The 18,512-nt window shown below is 70.4% G+C and carries 20 protein-coding genes; 13 read left to right on the forward strand and 7 right to left on the reverse strand.

The window, feature by feature from the left end:
* The first annotated feature begins 405 nt into the window (after nucleotides 1–405).
* Nucleotides 406–1,542 carry a serine hydrolase domain-containing protein gene (locus ABD705_RS14645; RefSeq protein WP_344784891.1) on the forward strand — a complete coding sequence of 379 codons (1,137 nt, stop codon included), beginning with the start codon at nucleotides 406–408 and terminating at the stop codon, nucleotides 1,540–1,542.
* A gap of 27 nt (nucleotides 1,543–1,569) precedes the next feature.
* Here ABD705_RS14645 and ABD705_RS14650 read toward each other — a convergent pair whose 3' ends face one another.
* On the reverse strand, nucleotides 1,570–2,796 hold the full coding sequence (locus ABD705_RS14650) for a type II toxin-antitoxin system HipA family toxin (RefSeq protein ID WP_344784893.1): 1,227 nt from the start codon (nucleotides 2,794–2,796) through the stop codon (nucleotides 1,570–1,572).
* Nucleotides 2,793–3,152 carry a helix-turn-helix domain-containing protein gene (locus tag ABD705_RS14655; protein WP_344784895.1) on the reverse strand — a complete coding sequence of 120 codons (360 nt, stop codon included), beginning with the start codon at nucleotides 3,150–3,152 and terminating at the stop codon, nucleotides 2,793–2,795. Before ABD705_RS14655 ends, ABD705_RS14650 begins: the two co-directional genes overlap by 4 nt.
* Before the next feature lie 167 nt (nucleotides 3,153–3,319).
* Here ABD705_RS14655 and ABD705_RS14660 point away from each other — a divergent pair, with 167 nt between their 5' ends.
* On the forward strand, nucleotides 3,320–4,072 hold the full coding sequence (locus ABD705_RS14660; protein WP_344784897.1) for a DUF222 domain-containing protein: 753 nt from the start codon (nucleotides 3,320–3,322) through the stop codon (nucleotides 4,070–4,072).
* 20 nt (nucleotides 4,073–4,092) lie between these two features.
* Nucleotides 4,093–4,740, forward strand: coding sequence for an HNH endonuclease (locus tag ABD705_RS14665; protein WP_344784899.1), 648 nt, complete (start codon nucleotides 4,093–4,095; stop codon nucleotides 4,738–4,740).
* Between the two features lie 53 nt (nucleotides 4,741–4,793).
* On the opposite strand, the gene ABD705_RS14670 is transcribed toward ABD705_RS14665, so the two are convergent.
* Nucleotides 4,794–5,792, reverse strand: coding sequence for an aldo/keto reductase (locus ABD705_RS14670; protein ID WP_344784901.1), 999 nt, complete (start codon nucleotides 5,790–5,792; stop codon nucleotides 4,794–4,796).
* Nucleotides 5,793–5,855: 63 nt separating this feature from the next.
* Nucleotides 5,856–7,574 carry an AMP-binding protein gene (locus ABD705_RS14675; protein WP_344784903.1) on the reverse strand — a complete coding sequence of 573 codons (1,719 nt, stop codon included), beginning with the start codon at nucleotides 7,572–7,574 and terminating at the stop codon, nucleotides 5,856–5,858.
* Nucleotides 7,575–7,765: 191 nt separating this feature from the next.
* Between ABD705_RS14675 and ABD705_RS14680 the strand changes: the two genes are divergently transcribed.
* Both ABD705_RS14680 and ABD705_RS14685 read left to right on the forward strand, forming a co-directional pair.
* Nucleotides 7,766–8,206, forward strand: a complete 441-nt coding sequence (locus ABD705_RS14680; RefSeq protein ID WP_344784905.1) for an OsmC family peroxiredoxin — start codon at nucleotides 7,766–7,768, stop codon at nucleotides 8,204–8,206.
* Nucleotides 8,206–8,679, forward strand: coding sequence for a hemerythrin domain-containing protein (locus ABD705_RS14685; protein WP_344784907.1), 474 nt, complete (start codon nucleotides 8,206–8,208; stop codon nucleotides 8,677–8,679). The genes ABD705_RS14680 and ABD705_RS14685 overlap by 1 nt, the downstream gene beginning before the upstream one ends.
* Here ABD705_RS14685 and ABD705_RS14690 read toward each other — a convergent pair.
* Nucleotides 8,676–9,323 carry a helix-turn-helix transcriptional regulator gene (locus tag ABD705_RS14690; RefSeq protein WP_344784909.1) on the reverse strand — a complete coding sequence of 216 codons (648 nt, stop codon included), beginning with the start codon at nucleotides 9,321–9,323 and terminating at the stop codon, nucleotides 8,676–8,678. The two genes, ABD705_RS14685 and ABD705_RS14690, sit on opposite strands and share 4 nt — an antisense overlap.
* A gap of 62 nt (nucleotides 9,324–9,385) precedes the next feature.
* On the opposite strand from ABD705_RS14690, the gene ABD705_RS14695 reads away from it, so the two are divergent.
* Complete coding sequence (locus ABD705_RS14695; protein ID WP_344784911.1) at nucleotides 9,386–9,886, forward strand: O-acetyl-ADP-ribose deacetylase; 501 nt, start codon at nucleotides 9,386–9,388, stop codon at nucleotides 9,884–9,886.
* Here ABD705_RS14695 and ABD705_RS14700 read toward each other — a convergent pair.
* Together ABD705_RS14700 and ABD705_RS14705 are read right to left on the reverse strand one after the other, a co-directional pair.
* Nucleotides 9,877–11,334 carry an MFS transporter gene (locus ABD705_RS14700; protein ID WP_344784913.1) on the reverse strand — a complete coding sequence of 486 codons (1,458 nt, stop codon included), beginning with the start codon at nucleotides 11,332–11,334 and terminating at the stop codon, nucleotides 9,877–9,879. The genes ABD705_RS14695 and ABD705_RS14700 overlap by 10 nt on opposite strands.
* A gap of 126 nt (nucleotides 11,335–11,460) precedes the next feature.
* Nucleotides 11,461–12,117 (reverse strand): DedA family protein, encoded by a 657-nt coding sequence (locus ABD705_RS14705; RefSeq protein WP_344784915.1) that lies wholly within the window; start codon nucleotides 12,115–12,117, stop codon nucleotides 11,461–11,463.
* 126 nt (nucleotides 12,118–12,243) lie between these two features.
* On the opposite strand from ABD705_RS14705, the gene ABD705_RS14710 reads away from it, so the two are divergent.
* The 7 genes from ABD705_RS14710 to ABD705_RS14740 all read left to right on the forward strand — a co-directional run bounded on the left by ABD705_RS14710 (nucleotide 12,244) and on the right by ABD705_RS14740 (nucleotide 18,412).
* The gene (locus ABD705_RS14710; RefSeq protein ID WP_344784916.1) at nucleotides 12,244–13,029 is read left to right on the forward strand and encodes a COG4705 family protein; all 786 of its coding nucleotides are present in this window, start codon (nucleotides 12,244–12,246) and stop codon (nucleotides 13,027–13,029) included.
* A gap of 2 nt (nucleotides 13,030–13,031) precedes the next feature.
* The gene (locus ABD705_RS14715; protein ID WP_344784918.1) at nucleotides 13,032–13,781 is read left to right on the forward strand and encodes an ABC transporter permease; all 750 of its coding nucleotides are present in this window, start codon (nucleotides 13,032–13,034) and stop codon (nucleotides 13,779–13,781) included.
* Between the two features lie 105 nt (nucleotides 13,782–13,886).
* Nucleotides 13,887–14,612, forward strand: a complete 726-nt coding sequence (locus ABD705_RS14720; protein WP_344784920.1) for a phosphatase PAP2 family protein — start codon at nucleotides 13,887–13,889, stop codon at nucleotides 14,610–14,612.
* 21 nt (nucleotides 14,613–14,633) lie between these two features.
* Complete coding sequence (locus ABD705_RS14725; RefSeq protein WP_344784922.1) at nucleotides 14,634–15,302, forward strand: response regulator transcription factor; 669 nt, start codon at nucleotides 14,634–14,636, stop codon at nucleotides 15,300–15,302.
* Nucleotides 15,302–16,306, forward strand: coding sequence for a sensor histidine kinase (locus ABD705_RS14730; RefSeq protein ID WP_344784924.1), 1,005 nt, complete (start codon nucleotides 15,302–15,304; stop codon nucleotides 16,304–16,306). The genes ABD705_RS14725 and ABD705_RS14730 overlap by 1 nt, the downstream gene beginning before the upstream one ends.
* Before the next feature lie 88 nt (nucleotides 16,307–16,394).
* Entirely contained in the window at nucleotides 16,395–16,763 is a 369-nt protein-coding gene (locus ABD705_RS14735) for an ArsR/SmtB family transcription factor (protein WP_344784926.1), read from the forward strand.
* On the forward strand, nucleotides 16,760–18,412 hold the full coding sequence (locus ABD705_RS14740) for a SulP family inorganic anion transporter (protein WP_344784928.1): 1,653 nt from the start codon (nucleotides 16,760–16,762) through the stop codon (nucleotides 18,410–18,412). The genes ABD705_RS14735 and ABD705_RS14740 overlap by 4 nt, the downstream gene beginning before the upstream one ends.
* The last annotated feature ends 100 nt before the right edge of the window (nucleotides 18,413–18,512 follow it).

Below are 18,512 nucleotides of genomic sequence, written 5' to 3' on the forward strand. Positions count from 1 at the left end.
GCTGGGCCTCGCGTAGGGCTGGACGTGGCGTCGGGCCCTACGCAAGCGCAGTTCCCCTCCCGTCGAGTACATTAGATTGCTCTCATCTCAATAGTCAAATAATTTTTTTATAACGTTCTGGTAACACACTCAAATTACCTGATCAGTAGTCATTTCGAGCGTTTCAATTCGAATCCGGAGCGGGCTGGATCTGTGACACGCCCAGGCCACATGAGCGGATTCTCATCCGACCTACGGTAGTGCGCGGGACGACGAACCGGTCAGCACGTCGGAGTCGGACCTCGCCGCGATGACGGCCGATCGCAGCGACTTCCACATCGCAGACGCCGCATATGCGATCGCGCGCATATGCGCGCTCTGCCCTGCCCGAGTCCTGCCGCACGCCGCAGGTGGCACAGTGAGAGGGTGCACGAACACGAACTCGACGCCGTGGTGGATGCCGCCGTCGCCGCGGGCGCCCCGCTGCTGATCGCCGGGGTGACGACGCCGGATGCCACGACCTTTCTGCACGCCGCGGGGCAGGGTGCGGCATCCGACACCGTCCTGGCCATGTACTCGGCCACCAAGGCGTTCACCGCGACCGCCGCGCTGCAGTGCGTCGAAGAGGGCCTGATCGATCTGGATACCCCCGCCCGCGACTATCTGCCCGAGATCGGGCAGCTGCAGGTGCTCACCGACCTCGGCGACGACGGCCGAGTGCGCACGCGCCCGCCGGTGCGCGAGATCACGCCGCGGATGCTGCTGCTGCACACCTCGGGGCTCGCCTACGACATGTTCGACAGGCGCTATGCGATTCTCGCGCGGGAGCGGATGAAGCATCCCTCCGGCACTCCCCTGCACGACTCGCTGCAGACGCCGCTGCTGCACGACCCCGGCGCGCAGTGGACCTACGGCACCTCGATGGACTGGATGGGCCTGCTCATCGCCGCGGTGCGCGGCGAACGGCTCGAGGATGTCTTCGCCGAGCGGATCTATCGCCCCTGCGGCATGACTTCGACCTCGTTCGACGTCACCCCGGCGATGCGCGCACGGCTGGCCACCGTGCACCGGCGACAGCGCGACGGCCGGATCGTGCCGACGTCCGTGGCGCCGCCGGATGTTCCGGAACTCGACATGGGCGGGCAGGGGCTGTTCTCGACCGTGCCCGACCTGCTCGCGCTGCTGCGGGTATGGCTCGGCGACGGGTCGGCGCCGTTCGGGCGCGTACTGCGCCCCGAGACGGTGGCGTGGGCCGTGCAGGGCGCGCCCGGTGTCGTGCCGACGCCGCTGCCGTCGGCCATTCCCGCGCTGACCCGCGAGGCGGACTTCTTTCCGGGCGCGCGCAAGTCGTGGGCGTACTCGTTCCTGCGCAACGAGGACGACGTGCCGGGCGGGCGGCGTGCCGGGTCGCTCAGCTGGGCGGGGCTGGCGAACGTCTTCTACTGGATCGACCGCGAGTCGGGGCTGGGATGCGTCTGGGCGGCGCAGCTGCTGCCCTTCTTCGATCCGGTGGCCGAGGACGGCGTCGCCGCGTTCGAGCGGGCGGTTTATTCGGGTATGTGAGGTCGCGGGAGTATCAGCTTCGGTGGATCACTCCGCGCCGGCCGCGCGCCCGTCGACGAGGTTGCGCGTGAAGCGCAGGACATCCTTTCGCAGCATCGGGTGCGCTCCCTCAAGCGGGCGTTCGTGGGCGATGAGCTCGTTCAATCGCTCGAGCGTGGCCGCCACGAGTTGGTCTGGCCGCCGGAGACCCCACGTCTGCATCTCTGCGACAAGGTCACGTCGAGTGATTTCCGAGTGGCGATACTTCTTATTGACGGCCAGCGCCAGCTTTCCATCGGCGTCACGGTGGTGTGCCATCGGCACCATGTCGTAGGCGGGTGCGAGGCTCACGTTGCCGGCCGAATCATGCAGCAGCCCGAGGTTCTTCGTGTGCAAGTCCAGGTTGCCGACAGCCACCGCCAGCGTTGTGATCTGTGCCAGCCTCGCGAGGTCGGAACTTGACGCGAAGCGGTACAGCGAGTCCGCAACGCGACGCAGGCTGACGACGCCGCCGATCTCCTGGTACTTCTGGTTTCCCGAGGCTCCCAGTGCCTGGTTGAAGTCTTCCTGATGAATGCGCGCGCCCTCAGCACGATCGAATCGTTCGACCACCAGAGCAGGAAGCCCGTCGAACACGTCGACGCGCGTGTCGAATTCGGCAAGGCCCAGGCCGCGGGCAAGCCGGCCTCCATACTCCTCGTCATAGATGACGGTCGGATTGGTGTCGAGCTGGGGCTTCAGAATGTGCGTTGACGGAAAACCGCCCACGGCTTGATTCCACCTGTCGTTCTCCCATGCGAGCACGACCTTGGGCTGAACGCCCCCCAGCGAGGACTTGCCGTTCAGCGGTGCATTCGCGAGCGGCGACCCGAGCGGGTCCTGCAGCAGTTCACGGACATCCGTCGCATCCACCGGAAGCAGATCCGGCGTGCGCGGTTCCGTAGGATCATCGACATCCCAGATCTGCACAGCACCCGCCACATCACGCCCGTACCGGGCGAGGAACGAGGGCACGTCACCTCGGCGGATGCCGCTGAGAGCCAACATGTAATCCAGCTGATCGCCCTCGGGAAGCAACTCTGCGAACCAGTTCCGTCGACGCCCCGCATGCTGCCGCGGCGCCACCTGGGCCAGCGGCATCAGAACCGACAACACGCGACTGTTGACGCCGAACTCCGCCGCAGCTTCGCCGGTGGCGACGAAGTCAAAGGTGCGGGCGTCGGCGCCGTCCAGGTGTCCGATGACGACGCCGTAGAGTTCGACGGCGAGCTTCATTCGGACCGCCCATCGTCCCAGGTCGCAGTGAGTTCGACGCCGGTCGCACGAAGTAGGTCGAACACCTTGCGCATGTAGATCGTCGGCTTGCCGGATTCGATCTCGCTCACGGAGCGCTGCGAGATCCCCAGCTCATCGGCCAGTGCGGCCTGGGAGAGCCCCCGCGCGCGGCGCGCCTGTTGAATGGACAGGCCGATATCGCCTGGGGAGCGAAGACCCGAGACCTGAGTGCCCATGATGAACCCCATTACCTTTTCCGGATAGAGCCAGGCTACTACGTTTTCCGGATATTGTTCCGCACTGGCAATTTCTGGATGGCGTGCCCATCCTGTCGCTCCAGGCGCGCGAAGCGGCATCCTCAGACCACATTCCGTCAGACGTCGCAATCATGAAACATGATACGTCGTTATGTACTATTTTCCTCGGCTCCTCCCGAACACCCTTCGGAAACCGGTTATCCACAGATCCACGTGTTCACCAGGTATTTCCTCGATCTTTTCTCGAATACGCGTACCATAGAGACATGAACGATGAACTGGTCGACCTGGAGCAGGCAGTAGCCGCGCTGCGGCTCGCCTGGGTTGCCAGAAGTGGTGCCGTCGACCCGATTGCAGGCGACCCGATCGGCGTCGACTCAGCCGACGTGAACGGCGCGATCGCGGTGCCGGCCGAGCAGCTGGACCGCACCCGTCTGGTCGCCGTGGCCGATGCACTATCGGCAGTCGGCCGCCGCGTCGACGCCGAGCGCGCCCACGTGGCCGCCGAGATCGACCGCCAGTCGCGCCCCGAGCTGGGTGCCGACTCCCTCGCGAAGCAGCACGGCTATCGCAACGCGGCGTGCCTGCTCGCCGCCACCGGCGGCATCAGCGTCGGCGACGCGCATCGGCTGGTCGCGGTCGGCAAAGCAATCGCCCCGCGCACCTCACTGATCGGCGAAGCCCTGCCGGCGAAGCATCCGTACGTCGCCGCGGCGATCGACTCAGGCGACCTGGGCGTGGTCGCCGCCGGGCTGATCGTCACCATGCTCGACCGGGTGGCCGTGCGCTGCGATCCGGGTCTGCGCGACGAGGCCGAAGGGCTGCTGAGCGGCAACGCACCCGGGCTCACACTCGACCAGCTGCGCAAGGTCATCGCGCAGGCCGAGGCCTGGCTCGACCCCGATGGCGCAGAACCCGCCGAACGCGACAGCTATGGCGAACGCGCCCTGACCATGTTCGAGCGCGACGGCATGCTGCACCTGGCCGGCAAGATCCCCGTGACCCGTGGGCCGCGCTGAAGTGTGCGATCGAGGGGCTCGTGACCGCCGCCATGCGAGATGCAAAGAGCGACGTCACCGCCGGCGATGACGACCAGATCCGCCCGACCATGCCGCAGCGGCAGGCCGACGCGCTGGTCCAGCTGGCCGAGCACGCCCTGGGCTGCGAGCACAGCGATCTGCCGCTGGAGGGCGCGACCGTCGTCGTCCGCATGAACCTCGACACCCTGCAGGACGGCACGGGGCTCGCCGAGATCGACGGCATCGCCCAGCCGATCTCGGCGGGCGCCGCTCGCCGCTATGCCACCACCGCCGGAATCATCCCCTGCGTGCTCGACAGCACGAGCGACATCCTCGACTGGGGCCGCGAGAAGCGCCTCTTCACCAAGGCTCAGAAGCTCGCGCTGGTCGAACGCGACGGCGGCTGCGCCATGTGCAACCTGCCACCCGGATTCACCAAAGCCCACCACCTGAATTGGTGGCTCAGAGACCATGGAAAAACCAACCTCGACGAAGGCGTCCTGCTCTGCGAATCCTGCCATCACCGCATTCACGACAACGGGTGGGATGTCCGCATCGAAGGCCACGGCACCAAAGCGAAGGTCTGGTTCGTCCCACCGCCGACCGTCGACCCGGGGAGAACTCCGCGCCTGGGCGGCAGAGCCCGCTTCTGCTACGACGCCGCATGAGTACGCCCACCGCGCCGATCACTCACCGCGCGCCGCACACCGGCTGCGCCGCGTCACCACTGATGATGGATCTGCGCCCGCAATCGCCGGTCATAGACCTCGTGCACGGCGGCATCGAACTCATCCAGATCCAGCGCCGACGCCGGCTCGAGCAGGTTCGCCGCATCGGCGTTCGCGGCCGCCTGCGCGGCGCTGCGCGCCCCGGGGATGACCGCGGTGAGACCGGGCCGCGACGCGATCCACGCCAGCGTCGCCGCCGGCAGGCTGACGCCCTCCGGCAGCGTGGCCGCCAGTTCCTGGGCCGCGGCCAGGCCGGTGTCGTAGTCCACGCCCGAGAACGTCTCGCCGCGATCGAACGCCTCACCGTGCCGGTTGAAGCTGCGGTGATCGTCGGGCGCGAACGCCGTGGTCGCGGTGTACTTTCCGCTGAGCAACCCCGACGCCAGCGGCACCCGCGCGAAGATCGACACACCGGCCGCGGCCGCCGCCGGCAGCACCTCGTCCAGCGGCTTGAGCCGGAACGGGTTCACGATGATCTGCACGTTCGTCACCCCCGGCCGGGCGATCACGGCCAGCGCCTGCGCGCACGTCTCCACCGACACGCCATAGGCGGCGATCGCACCATCCGCGACCAGCCCGTCCAGGGCGGCATAGGTGGCGTCGGCGGCGATCACGTCGGTCGGCGGGCAGTGCAGCTGCACCAGATCGAGCCGGTCGACACCCAGGTTGCGGCGGCTGCGATCGGTCCACGCGCGGAAGTTCTCGGCCGAGTAGTTCTCGGCAGTCTGCGGCAGCCGGCGCCCCATCTTGGTCGCGACGGTGATGCCGGCATCCGGCCGGCCGGCCAGAAAACGACCGATCAGCGACTCCGACCGGCCATCGCCGTAGACGTCGGCGGTGTCGAAGAGCGTGACGCCGTGCTCGGCCGATGCCGCCAGCACCGCCAGCGCGTCATCCTCGCTCACGGCGCCCCAGTCGGCGCCGAGCTGCCACGTGCCCAGGCCGATCGTCGAGACTTCGCGGCCGGTGCGGCCCAGGGCGTGCGTGCGCATGCTGACTCCTTCAGACGGGGATGTCTGCAAGCCTGCCACGTGTGGGCGCAGCCGCCGACCGCGCTACCGGTAGTCGCTCTCCAGATGCTGTCCGGCGCCATCCTGCGCCGCCACGCGCTCGGCCTCACGCCCCCGCAGGTCGACGCGGCGGATCTTGCCCGAGATCGTCTTGGGCAGGTCGTCGACGAACTCGATGATGCGGATGCGCTGGTACGCCGACAGCCGCTCGCGCACGTGCACGAAGATCGCCCGCGCCGCCACCGCCGGGTCGGCCGCCGCCGCCGCGGTCAGGCGGATGTACGCCTTCGGCACCGCCAGCCGCACCGGATCGGGGCTCGGCACTATCGCCGCCTCGACGACGACGTCGTGCTCGAGCAGCACCGACTCGAGCTCGAACGGCGAGATCTTGTAGTCGGACGCTTTGAACACGTCGTCGGCGCGACCCACATAGGTCAGGTACCCGTCGGCATCGCGCGCGGCGATGTCGCCGGTGTGGTGATAGCCGCCGGCGCGCGAGGCGGCGGTGGCGGCGGCATCCTCGTAATACCGGGCCATCAGGCCGAGCACCGGCTGGGACAGGTCCAGGCACACTTCGCCCTCGTTCTCGACCTGCTCCCCCGTGATCGGGTCGACCAGCACGACCGGGTAGCCGGGGGTGGGCCGGCCCATCGAGCCGTCCTTGACGGGCTGGCCCGGCGAATTGCCCACGCAGCAGGTCATCTCGGTCTGCCCGTAGCCGTCGCGGATGGTCGCGCCCCACGCCTGGCGCACCCGGTGGATCACCTCGGGGTTCAGCGGCTCGCCGGCGCCCAGCAGCTCGCGGGGCGGATGCGGCAGCCGGGTCAGGTCGGACTGGATCAGCATGCGCCACACCGTCGGCGGGGCGCACAGCGTCGAGACGCGGTGTTCCTCCATCACCTGCATCAGCACGGCGGCGTCGAACCGGTCGTAGTTGAACACGAAGACCGTCGCCTGCGCCAGGAACGGCGAATAGAAGCTGCTCCAGGCGTGCTTGGCCCAGCCCGGCGACGAGATGTTCAGGTGCACGTCGCCGGGGCGCACGCCCAGCCACCACATCGTCGACAGGTGCCCCACCGGGTACGACACCTGCGTGTGCGCGACGAGCTTGGGCCGGCTCGTGGTGCCCGAGGTGAAATACAGCAGCGCCGTGTCGCCGGCCGGGGTCGGCCCCTCGGGGGTGAACACGCGCTCCGCGTCATCCGACCCGTCCCAGCCGATCCAGCCGTCGGGCAGATCGGGGCCGATCCCGATCCGGGCGACGGATGCCGGCACCTGGCTGAGCCGGTCGGCGAGCGCTGTCAGGGTGACGACGGCGTCGACCTCGCCCTTGTGCGCCCGATAGGCGACGTCGTCGGCCGACAGCAGCGTCGAGGTCGGGATCGACACCGCGCCGATCTTGGCGATGGCGAGCATCACCTGCCACAGCTCGATCGCGTTGTTCAGCATCACGATCACATGCGAGCCGCGGCGCAGGCCCAGCGCGCGCAGCCAGTTGGCGACCTGGTCGCTGCGCGCCGACAGCTCGCCGTAGCTGTGCGCCGTGGCCGACAGGTCGGCCTCGACGATCGTCACGGCGGCACGGTCGGGGTGCTCGGCGGCGACGACGTCGAACCACTCCAGCGCGAAGTTGAACTCGGCCAGCTGCGGCCAGGCGAACTCCGATACCGCGCCGTCATAGTCCGTGCCGTGTTCGAACAGAAAGTCACGTGCCTGCCGTACCGCGGCTGTGCCTGCGGTGGCGGGGCGTCCTGGACCGGTCATCTGCGCTCCCTTGCAGCGATGCGGCGACGCGGGCGCGGCCACCTTCCGCGGCGCGTTGCCGCCGCCGTGATCTGCGTCATCGCCGACCCCGGAAGCCTACTCCGCGACCTGACGCGCGGCCTGCGCTCCGGTAGAGTGTTTTCCACAGCATAAGCTGTGGAAAATACGTCAGCCTTGGCGAAGGGATGGATATGAGCATCGCGGTACGCACTGCAAAGACCACGTGGGACGGGGCCCTCGCCTCGGGCACCGGAACCTTCAGCGACACCAGCAGCGGCGCCCTCGACGGGCAGGTCGTCACCTGGGGTTCGCGTACCGAGGCACCCGCCGGCAAGTCCAGCCCCGAAGAGCTGCTGGCCGCCGCGCACTCGTCGTGCTTCTCGATGGCGCTGGCCCTGACGCTCGGCGAGCACAAGACTCCCCCGCAGCAGCTGCAGGTCACCGCCGAGGTGACCCTCGACCCGGTCGACGGCGTGCCGACCATCACGACCTCGAAGCTCACCGTGCGCGCGACGGTGCCGGGGGTGGATGCTGCGACCTTCGCGAGCATCGCCGACGAGGCCGCGAAGCTGTGCCCGGTCTCGCGTCTGTTCGCGGGCGCCGAGATCACGGTCGACGCGCAGCTGGCCTGATGACCGAGGCAACCGCGCTCGCGGACGCGCTCACCCGCGAGCACCACGAGATCGACACCGGCGTCGAGGCCTACATCGCGAGCCTGGACGGCGCGGCCGACCCGGCACCCCTGCAGGCGGCGATGCACGCACTGCGCCGGCACATCTACCTGGAGGAGCGCTTCCTGTTCCCGCCGCTGCGCGCGGGCGGCATGATGATGGCGATCATGGTCATGCTCAAGGAGCACGGCCAGCTGTGGCGCACGATGGACGAGCTCGACGCGGCCCTGGCCGCCGGCGAGGACGTCACGGCGCTGCGCGAGCGGTGCCAGGGCATGCTCGCACTGCTGAGCAACCACAACACGAAGGAAGAGCCGGTCGTCTACCCCCGCGCCGACTCCGACCTGTCGGACGAGCAGCGCGAGCAGCTGGCGCAGTTCCTCGCCGACGGCACGTTCCCAGACGGCTGGGTCTGCGAGAAGGCGGCGGCCTAGTCCAGCTCGCGGGCGCCGTCGGCGACCGGGCCCAGGTGCACGACGCACTCGTCAGGCTGCTCACGGCGCTCCAGGTCGGTCACCGCGGTGTCGGCGCCCCACTGCGTCAGCGCGCCCTGCATCATGCCCAGGTGGATCGAGCAGACTATCTTCGGGGCGCGCTGCGCCAGCTCGAGGAACGGGCAGTGGAAGACCCCCACCCGGTCAGGGTCGTCGCCGCGCCGCGGCTTGAAACCGACCCGGTCCAGCAGATCGACCAGCGCCTCGGCGGGCTTGTCGGTCTGCACCGCCTCGGCCTCCCGACGGCCCCAGCGGCGCCCCGCCTCGAGGGCCGCCTTCGCCGGCTCGGGGGCGACGGCGAGCTCTTCGACGAGCACCTCGGCGAGGATGCGGTAGCGCCGCGACGCCGCGCCGTCCATCTTGCGCACCCGGCGGAACAGCTGGGCCGGCCGGCCCGGCGTGCCGCGCGCGGCCATCGTCCGTTCGACCAGGCCCTCGCCGAGCAGCCGGTCGAGATGGAACCGCACCGTGTTCGGGGGCATGCACAGCTGCTCGGACATCGAGGCGACGGTCTGCGGGTGCTCCGATTCGTCGAGAAGACGCAGCACGTCTTCACGTCGGCTGGCGCCGCTGCCCGTTGCCATACCCGCCATTTTAGCCAGCTGTCTCGGCGTGCAGGCCCGATCGCGGTCGTATAGTCATGCGCATGGAACTGAGCGCGGTCGCCGGCGACATCACGACGCAGGACGTGGACGCGATCGTGAACGCCGCCAACAACGCGATGCGCGGGGGCGGCGGCGTGGACGGCGCGATCCATCGCGCGGGCGGCCCCGCCGTGCTGCGCGACTGCATCGCCCGCTTCCCGAATGGCCTGGCCACCGGCGACGCCGGCTGGACGACAGCGGGCGCGATGGCCGCGAAGTGGGTCATCCACACCGTCGGGCCGAACTACGGCGCCGGGCAGCGCGACCGGTCGCTGCTGGTCTCGTGCTACCGGCGGTGCCTGCAGGTGGCCGACGAGCTGGGCGCGGCATCCATCGCCTTTCCGCTGCTCAGCGCCGGCGTCTACGCCTGGCCGCGCGCCGACGCCATCGCCGCCGCCGTCGACACGCTGCGGGTGACGCCGACGCAGGTGACGCAGGCGCGGCTGGTCGGCTTCGACGACCGCGCGTACCGCGAGATCACCGCGGCGCTGGCTCAGAGGTAGGCGTTGCCGTGCCGCTGCCGCAGGTCACGGTACGCGACGGCGAGGGCGACCAGCACGACGACGATGATGGCGACGAAGCTGAGGATGAACGCGACCGACCAGTCGGCGAGCGCGAGCGCGCCGAAGGCGAGGGCGGGGATGACCGAGATGCCCACCGACGTGCCGATGCGCTGCCCGGTCTGCATGACGCCGCCCGAGCTGCCGGCGTACTGCAGCGGCACCTCGGCGAGGGTCAGCGCCTGGTTGGGGCTGATCACCGCGCCCTGCGCGAAGCCGATGAACGACAGCGTGAACAGCAGCCACCACTCGCTGGCCAGCCCCTCGGCGTGCAGCCACACCACCGCGATGCTCAGCACGAGGCCGACCACGGCGCTGTACAGCCCGCCGACGACGACCTTGCGGCCGTGCTTGGCGACGCTGCGCCCGCCCCACAGCGCCGCGAACACCGACACGATCGAGCTCGGCAGACCCACCAGGCCCGACTGCAGGGCGGTCGCGCCCAGGCCCTCCTGCATGTACAGCGCGACGATGACCCAGACGCTGCTCACGCCGAGGAAGTACAGGCTCGCCAGCAGCGTGCCGTTGGCGAAGCTGGTCACCTGGAAGATGTGCAGGTCGACCATCGGCTCGCGGCCGGAGTCCTTGTAGCGGTTCTCCCACCAGATCCAGATCAGCAGGATCACGACGCCGATCGGCAGCGCCAACCAGACCAGCGGGCTCGCGGTGGACTCCATGAACGGCAGCATCACGGCCAGCACCGCCAGGCCCAGCAGGATCGCCCCGATCGGGTCGAGGTCACGCGTCGCCGACTGCGTCTGCGGGTCGAACGGCCGATTGCGGTTCAGCAGCGGCTTGGGGATCCAGATGGCCGCCGCGGCGATGGCGAGGATGCCGATCGGCAGGTTCACGAAGAAGACCCACCGCCAGCCGAGGTCGGGGCCGCCGGCCTGGATCAGGAACCCGCCCAGCAGCGGACCGATCGACACCGACACGCCCACGACGCCGCCGAAGATGCCGAACGCGCGGCCGCGTTCGGCGCCGCGGAAGTACTGCTGGATCATGCCGACCGCCTGCGGGCTCAGCAGGCCCGAGCCCAGCCCCATCAGGGCCCGGGCGATGTTCAGGTACAGCGGCTCGTGCGCGAAGCCGGCCCAGACGGCGGCCACGGTGAACACCGCCACGCCCGCGATGAACAGCGGCCCGCGGCCGTACAGGTCGCCGGCGCGGCCGGCGATGACCAGCCCGACGCCGAAGGTGAGGGCATAGCCGGAGAGCACCCACTGCAGCTCGGACTGGGTGGCGGCGAGGTCGTGCTGGATCGTCGGCAGCGCCACGTTGATGCTGCTGATGCTCATCAGCGACATGAACAGGGCGACCACCAGAACACCGAGCACCCGCCAGCGCCGGGGGTCGGGCGTGTAGTCGTCCGACCGGTGCGCCTGTGTCATTCGTCGCAGTCTACTGTGCCGGGCACAGCAGGCACTCGGGCCGCGGTGACATGTTCGGCCCGTGACGAGGATCAGCCCGCACGCCCCTGCCGCAGGCACCGGGACCGATGCGGCCCGGCGGGCGCGTCACCTGGTCGTGCTGGATGTCTTCGGCTCCGCCGCCGCTGGTTCGCCGGCGGCCGTGACCCGGCGCCCGGGGCGCAGCCGGCGCACGGCCGCGGTGATCACGAACGGCAGCACCGAGGCCACGACGACCACCAGGGCGATCAGCTCGATGTTGGCGGCGATGAACGGGATCTGCCCGAGCAGGTCGCCGGCCAGGGCCAGCACGCCGGCCCAGATGACGGCGCCGACCGCGTTCCACACCGAGAAGGTGCGGCGCGGCGACGAGGACGCGCCGATCGCCGGCGAGATGTAGGTGCGCACGACCGGCACGAACCGGCCGAGCACGATCGCGGCGGCACCCCAGCGCGCGAAGAAACGGTCGGCCCGGTCGAGATGGTCCGTCTTGAACACGCGGGCCTCGGGTGTGAACAGCCGGCGGCCGTAGCGCCGGCCGATCGTGAAGCCCAGCTCGGCGCCCAGCACGGCGCCGACGGCGGCCGCCAGCGCGATCACCGGCCAGCCCACGCCGAGCCCGGCGGCCAGCAGCGCCGCCGCGAACACGAGGCTGTCGCCGGGCAGGAAGGGGAACAGGAGCCCGTTCTCGATGAACACGATCACGACGGTGAGCACGAGCAGGGTGGGCAGGCCGACGGATGAGAGCAGCGAAGTGATATCCATGACGACTTCAGGTAACCATCGGCATCCCCAGATGCTTCCGAGAACTTCGCCGGCGGCGCCGCGACGGCCCCGGCCGGCACCGGAGTCTGGGAGGAATCTTGCGGCCCCGACCGCAGGATTGCACCCGTGACCGATGCCCCAGCCGCGACCGCCGCCGACCGCACCCTCGTGCTGCTGAGCCGGGTCGCACCGGTCACCGTCGTGTTCTGGGTGATCAAGGTGCTCTCCACCGCGATGGGCGAGGCCACCAGCGACTATCTGGTGCACACGATCGGTCCGTTCCTCGGGGTCGCGCTCGGCTTCGTCCTGTTCGCCGTGACGTTGAGCCTGCAGCTGGCGATCCCCGGCTACAGCACCGTCCGCTACTGGGCGGCGATCGTCGGCGTCAGCGTCTTCGGCACGATGGTCGCCGACGTCGCGCACGTGGGCTTCGGCATCCCGTACTGGATGTCGGCGCTGATCTGCGCGGTCGTGCTGGCGGGCGTGTTCGTGCTGTGGCAGCGCACCGAGCACACTCTGTCGATCCACGACATCACCTGCCGCCGGCGCGAGCTGTTCTACTGGGCCGTGGTGCTGGCGACGTTCGCACTGGGCACGGCGCTGGGCGACCTGACCGCCACGACGTTGCGGTGGGGGTTCCTGGGCTCGGGCATCGTGTTCGCGATCGCGATCGTGCTGCCGGGGCTCGGCTACCGGTATCTGGGCGTGAATGCCGTGCTGGCGTTCTGGGCGTCGTACGTGCTGACCCGGCCGCTGGGCGCGTCGTTCGCCGACTGGTTCGGCGTCTCGGCGGCGCGCGGCGGCCTCGACCTCGGCTCCGGCTGGGTGGCGCTGGTGCTGACGGCCGTCATCATCGTGCTGGTGGCCGGCAGCGCCCTCCGATCGCAGCGCCGGCGGCACGATAGCCTCTGACCATGATCTGGTCGGTCGACCTCACACCGACACTGGTCGGGGTCGGCATCCTGATCGCGCTGACCACGGCGGTGCTGTGGACCTATCGCGCGCCGCACCACTGGGCTCCCGCGCTGGCGGTGCTGCGCGGCGCCGTGCAGCTGGCGCTGATCAGCGTCGTGCTCAGCGGCGTCATCTCGAACCTGGCGTGGGTGGGGCTGGCGCTGCTGGTCATGTTCAGCGTGGCCGCCGGCACTGCGACGCACCGCATCGGCTGGTCGTATGCGCATGCCGGCATGATGGTCAGTGCGATGGCCGCCGACATCATCGTCGCGCTGAGTGTGATCTTCGCGACCGGCGCACTGGAGTTCACGGCGCGCTACGCGCTGGCCATCGGCGGCATCGTGATCGGCAACGCGATGAGCATCGCGACCCTCGCCGGGCGGCGCTTCACCGAGGCCACCGGCGACCGGTGGGAAGAGGTGGAGGGCTGGCTCGCCCTGGGCGCGACGCCCCGGCAGTCCACCTGGGACATCACCCGCGGCGCCGTCTACCACGCGCTGATCCCCTCCACCGACCAGACCAAGACCACCGGACTGGTCACTCTGCCAGGTGCGTTCGTCGGCGCGATCTTCGGCGGCGTGTCGCCGCTGGAGGCCGGCCGGTTCCAGATCGTCGTGCTGGCGGCGATCATGGCGGCCGGGTCGATCACCGCCGTGATCGTGGTGACCTGGCTGGCGCCGGTGCAGCGCAAGCCGCTGCCGCTGCGCTGAGCCGGCGGCACTGACCGCCGGCACTGAACCCGCGGCATCCGGTTCTGGGACACATCTGGGAGAAGGCTGGAAAGACTGAGGGCCCGCCCACCGAGAGGACCCGCAGTGACCCCGACCGCGACCAGTTCCCGCGCGAGCGCCCGAGCGCAGGCCACCGGGCCGCTGCGCCCGCTCGCCCGCCCCGCCCGGATCGCCGGCGCCGGCATCGTCGGCGTGATCTTCACGGTGCTCGTGGGCATCGCCCTCACCCACGCGGACGGGTGGGACGGCTTCGACCTCGCGGCCCTGCAGGCGCTCGGCGCGCACCACACCGCCTTCGGCACGAGCCTGGCGGTGATGATCGCGACGATCTTCGCCCCCTCGGCGGCGCTGATCATCAGCGTGCTCGCCGGTCTGCTGGTGGCGGTGGCCACCCGCAGCGCGGGGCAGACCGTGACGTTCCTGCTGCTGATGGCGGTGTCGTGGGGCGGCAGCGAAGTCGTCAAACTCATCGTGCGGCGGCCGCGGCCCGACCCGACGATGCTGGAGTTCCCGCCCGCCGCGCAGGACTCGTTCAGCTATCCCAGCGGGCACACCGCGTTCGTGGTCGCGCTGGTGATCGCGGTGATCTTCATCGCGTACCGCAATCGCGTGCGCATCGCGTGGATCGTCGTCGCCGGCGTCGTGCTGGTGGTCATCGTCGCGCTCTCGCGGGTGTATCTGGGCGTGCACTACCCCACCGACGTGCTCGCCTCGATGCTCTATGCGGGCTCGTCGGCCGCGGCGTTCCTGGCGATCTGGCTGCGCTACCTGCTGCCGCACATCGGGTTGCTGCGGCCGCGCAGCCGGTGACCGCGTTAGATTGTGCAGACCATGCCTGCATCCGGCGCGCTCGACCTGCTGCTTATCGAAGACGACCCGCAGCTGGGCCCGCTCACCCGTGACGTGCTCGCCGAGAGCTACCGGGTGACACTGGTGGCCGACGGTGCGGCGGGGCTGGATGCCGGCCGCAGCGGCGAGTTCGACGTGATGGTGATCGACCGGCGGCTGCCCTCGCGCGACGGGCGGAGCATCGTCGCGGCGCTGCGCGCACACCGGGTCACGACCCCCATCCTGATGCTGACCGCCCTGGGCACCGTCGGCGACCGGGTGGAGGGACTGGATGCCGGGGCCAACGACTATCTGGTCAAGCCGTTCGACTTCGACGAGCTGCTGGCCCGACTGCGTGCGCTGACCCGGGTGTTCTCCGCCGAGGGCGCCGCGCTGCCGGTCGGCGAGTGGACGTTCTACCCCGACGACGACTGCATCGTCTCGCCGTACATCGGGCGCATCCTGCTGACCCCGCGCGAGAGCGCGCTGCTGCGGCTGTTCGCGCAGCACCCGACGCAGACCTTCAGCCGGCGGCAGATCCTGCGCACCGTGTTCACCGCCGACGAGCAGCCGGGCACGGTCGACAGCTATGTGCACTACCTGCGGCGCAAGACCGACAAGGACGTGATCCTGACGGTGCACGGCCAGGGCTATCGGCTGGGCGCGCTGTGATGAGCCGGGCGGGGGGTCGGGCGCGGCGGGTGCGGCCCGGCGGCGACGACGAGACGATCCTGCGGGCGGCGCGCAGCGTGAGCCGTCAGATCACGATCGGCGCCGCGGTGATCGTGGCGCTGATCGTGCTGGTGTCGGTCGTGTTCGTGATCAACCAGTCCCAGCCCAAGGAGCTGCTGGAGCGGCCCGAACCCGGCCAGACCAAGATCTACGTGGACTCGTACGAGGTGCTGATCGCCCTGGGGGTGGTCGGCATCGGCGCGATCATCGTGGCCGGCGTGCTCAGCTGGGTGGTTGCGCGCCGGGCGGTGGCGCCGCTGGGCGCGGCGCTGCGGATGCAGCGCACGTTCGTGGCCGACGCGAGCCACGAGCTGCGCACGCCCCTGGCCGTGCTCGACGCGCACATCCAGATCCTGCAGCGCCGGCTCGGCCCCGGGCACGAGCTGGCCGCCGAGGCCGCCGCCGTGCGGGCGGATTCGCGCGCCCTGATCGAGGTCGTCGACGACCTGCTGCTGCTGGCCGCGGCCGAGGAGCCGGATCAGGCCGAGGCGACGGATGTCGCGGCGGTGCTGACCGACACGGTGCAGGCCCTGCGGGTGCTGGGCGAGGAGCGCGGCATCGCCCTCGAGCTGGATGCACCCGGCGGGGTGCGCGCCGCCGTGCCGGGCTCGAGCATCCGGCGCTGCGTGGTCGCGCTGATCGACAACGCGCTCGCGCACTCGCCCGACGACGCCACCATCGGCGTGCGGCTGGCCCCGGCCAAGACGACGTTCACGATCACGGTCACCGACCACGGCCCCGGCGTGCAGGGCATCGCACCGGGCCGCATCTTCGACCGGTTCGCGCACGCCGACGCGGCGCCGTCCGACCCGGCGCGACGGCGCAGCTACGGCATCGGGCTGTCGCTGGTGCGCGAGATCGCGGCCCGCGGCGGCGGCAGCGTCGAGCTGCGCGAGACCTCCGCCGCCGGCACGACGATCGCGATCACGCTGCCGCGCGCGTAGCCGGTGCCTCGCACACGAGCGCACCCCAGGCATGGCCGGACCCCCTCTGCACGGATCGCTCAGATTGCCCCAATATGATGGCTTCATCATGTCATCAATCGATGCGCAGCGCCCTCTCTACGAGATCAAGGCGAATCTGTTCAAGGGCCTCGCGCACCCGTTCCGCATCCGCATCCTCGAGCTGCTGTCGGCCTCGCCCGAGGTCAGCGTCGCCGACCTGCAGCAGCAGACCGGGCTGGAGGCATCCCATCTCTCCCAGCATCTGTCGGTGCTGCGCCGCTACCGTCTGGTCACGTCGGAGCGTCGTGCCAGCCATGTCTACTACCGGCTGGCCAACACCCAGGTCGCCGAGATGCTCGCCGTCGCACGGGCGCTGCTGCTCGAGCTGAGCAAGACCGAGGGCGCGTACCTGGCCGCCTCGGACGCGCTCGCGATGCCCGCCGGCGTCGCCTCGTGAGCCTGCGGCAGCTGCTGCCGGCCGCAGCCGACTACCGCGGGCTGCGCCGCACCTGGCGCGGCGACCTGCTCGCCGGCGTGACGGTGGGCATCGTCGCGCTGCCCCTGGCGCTCGGGTTCGGCGTGAGCTCGGGGGTCAGCGCCGAGGCGGGCCTGGTCACGGCGATCGTCGCCGGCATGATCGCGGCGCTGTTCGGCGGGTCGCACGTGCAGGTCTCGGGCCCGACCGGCGCGATGGTCGTGGTGCTGCTGCCGATCGTGGCCGCGCACGGCATCGGCGCCGTGGCGGCGGTCAGCGTGATGGCCGGCATCATCGTGCTGGCCGCGGGCGCGCTCAAGCTGGGGCGGGCCGTCGGGTTCATCCCCTGGCCGGTGATCGAGGGGTTCACCCTGGGCATCGCGATCATCATCTTCATGCAGCAGGTGCCGTCGCTGACCACTCCCCGGCCGCTGGTGGCCGGCGAGCACAGCTCGAATGCGATCGTCGCGGCCGGGCAGTCGCTGGCGGCCGCCGACTGGTCGTACCTGCCGTGGGCGCTGGGGGCGGCGGCCGTCGTGGCGGCGTGCATGCTGCTCGCGCCGCGCCTCCACCGCGGCATCCCCGGGTCGCTGGTGGGCATCGTCGTGGTGACGCTGCTGTGCGTGCTGCTGCCGACGCCGCTCGCGGTGATCGGCATGCTGCCCGACGCGCTGCCAGCACCGCAGGTCCCGCTGCTGCCGGTCGACAGCCTCGCCGGCCTGGTCGGACCGGCGCTGGCGGTGGCGGCCCTCGCCGCGATCGAGTCGCTGCTGTCGGCGCGGGTGGCGGCATCCCTGGCCGACACCGGAGCTTACGACCCCGACCGCGAGCTGTTCGGTCAGGGGCTCGCCTCGATCGGATCCGGGCTGTTCGGCGGCATGCCCGCCACCGGCGCGATCGCCCGCACGGCCGTGAACATCCGCGCCGGCGGGCGCACCCGGCTGGCCTCGCTCACGCACGCGGTCGTGCTGCTGCTGGTGGTGCTCGCGCTGTCGGGGCCGGTCGGCACGATCCCGCTGGCCGCGCTGGCCGGTGTGCTGATGATCACGGCGTGGCGGATGGTGCACCTGGCCACGGCCGCGTCGATCCTGCGCTCGACTCGCTCCGACGCCGCGGCGTTCCTGCTCACGGCACTGGTCACCGTGTCGTTCGACCTGGTCGTCGCCGTCGCGATCGGGGTCGCCTTCGCCGGCTTCTTCGCACTGCGCAACCTGTCGCGCGCCACAGCGGTGAACCGTCAGCCGCTCGCGGGCGACCCGGTGCCCGGCGACGAGCGCATCGCCGTCATCCGCATCGACGGACCGCTCATCTTCGCCTCGGCCGACCGGGTGTTCGCGGAAGCGACGGCGGTGCACGACGTCGGCGTCGTCATCCTGCGGCTGTCGAGTCTCGATCACGTCGACGCGACCGGCGCGCACATCCTGTCGGACATCACGCTGGCGCTGGAGCGCCGCGGCATCACGGTGCTGATCAAGGGCATCCTGCCCGGGCACGAGAAGCTGCTGCGCACGGTCGGCGTGGTCACGGCGCTGCGTCACCATGCGCACCTGTTCCGCGATCTCGACGACGCGATCGAGCACGCCCGCAGCCACATCCGCCGCGAGCAGTCGCCGGCCGTGCGCGAGGGCTAGCCCGGCTGCGTCCGCGCGGCGCCGGTCGCACCGGAGGGCTGGCGCGCTGGGACGGTTCTGGGAATCGCGCGGCTGAACTGGAGGCACACGGCGCGCGCCG

It is taken from the genome of Microbacterium kribbense, from assembly GCF_039537285.1.
Classification (GTDB): Bacteria; Actinomycetota; Actinomycetes; order Actinomycetales; family Microbacteriaceae; genus Microbacterium; species Microbacterium kribbense.

Coding starts and splice junctions, on each gene's coding strand:
- ABD705_RS14650 (WP_344784893.1), bottom strand. CDS start 2,796: ATGAAGCTCGCCGTCGAACTCTACGGCGTCGTCATCGGACACCTGGAC.
- ABD705_RS14655 (WP_344784895.1), bottom strand. CDS start 3,152: ATGCCGCTTCGCGCGCCTGGAGCGACAGGATGGGCACGCCATCCAGAA.
- ABD705_RS14660 (WP_344784897.1), top strand. CDS start 3,320: ATGAACGATGAACTGGTCGACCTGGAGCAGGCAGTAGCCGCGCTGCGG.
- ABD705_RS14670 (WP_344784901.1), bottom strand. CDS start 5,792: ATGCGCACGCACGCCCTGGGCCGCACCGGCCGCGAAGTCTCGACGATC.
- ABD705_RS14675 (WP_344784903.1), bottom strand. CDS start 7,574: ATGACCGGTCCAGGACGCCCCGCCACCGCAGGCACAGCCGCGGTACGG.
- ABD705_RS14680 (WP_344784905.1), top strand. CDS start 7,766: ATGAGCATCGCGGTACGCACTGCAAAGACCACGTGGGACGGGGCCCTC.
- ABD705_RS14685 (WP_344784907.1), top strand. CDS start 8,206: ATGACCGAGGCAACCGCGCTCGCGGACGCGCTCACCCGCGAGCACCAC.
- ABD705_RS14690 (WP_344784909.1), bottom strand. CDS start 9,323: ATGGCAACGGGCAGCGGCGCCAGCCGACGTGAAGACGTGCTGCGTCTT.
- ABD705_RS14695 (WP_344784911.1), top strand. CDS start 9,386: ATGGAACTGAGCGCGGTCGCCGGCGACATCACGACGCAGGACGTGGAC.
- ABD705_RS14700 (WP_344784913.1), bottom strand. CDS start 11,334: ATGACACAGGCGCACCGGTCGGACGACTACACGCCCGACCCCCGGCGC.
- ABD705_RS14705 (WP_344784915.1), bottom strand. CDS start 12,117: ATGGATATCACTTCGCTGCTCTCATCCGTCGGCCTGCCCACCCTGCTC.
- ABD705_RS14715 (WP_344784918.1), top strand. CDS start 13,032: ATGATCTGGTCGGTCGACCTCACACCGACACTGGTCGGGGTCGGCATC.
- ABD705_RS14725 (WP_344784922.1), top strand. CDS start 14,634: ATGCCTGCATCCGGCGCGCTCGACCTGCTGCTTATCGAAGACGACCCG.
- ABD705_RS14730 (WP_344784924.1), top strand. CDS start 15,302: ATGAGCCGGGCGGGGGGTCGGGCGCGGCGGGTGCGGCCCGGCGGCGAC.
- ABD705_RS14735 (WP_344784926.1), top strand. CDS start 16,395: ATGTCATCAATCGATGCGCAGCGCCCTCTCTACGAGATCAAGGCGAAT.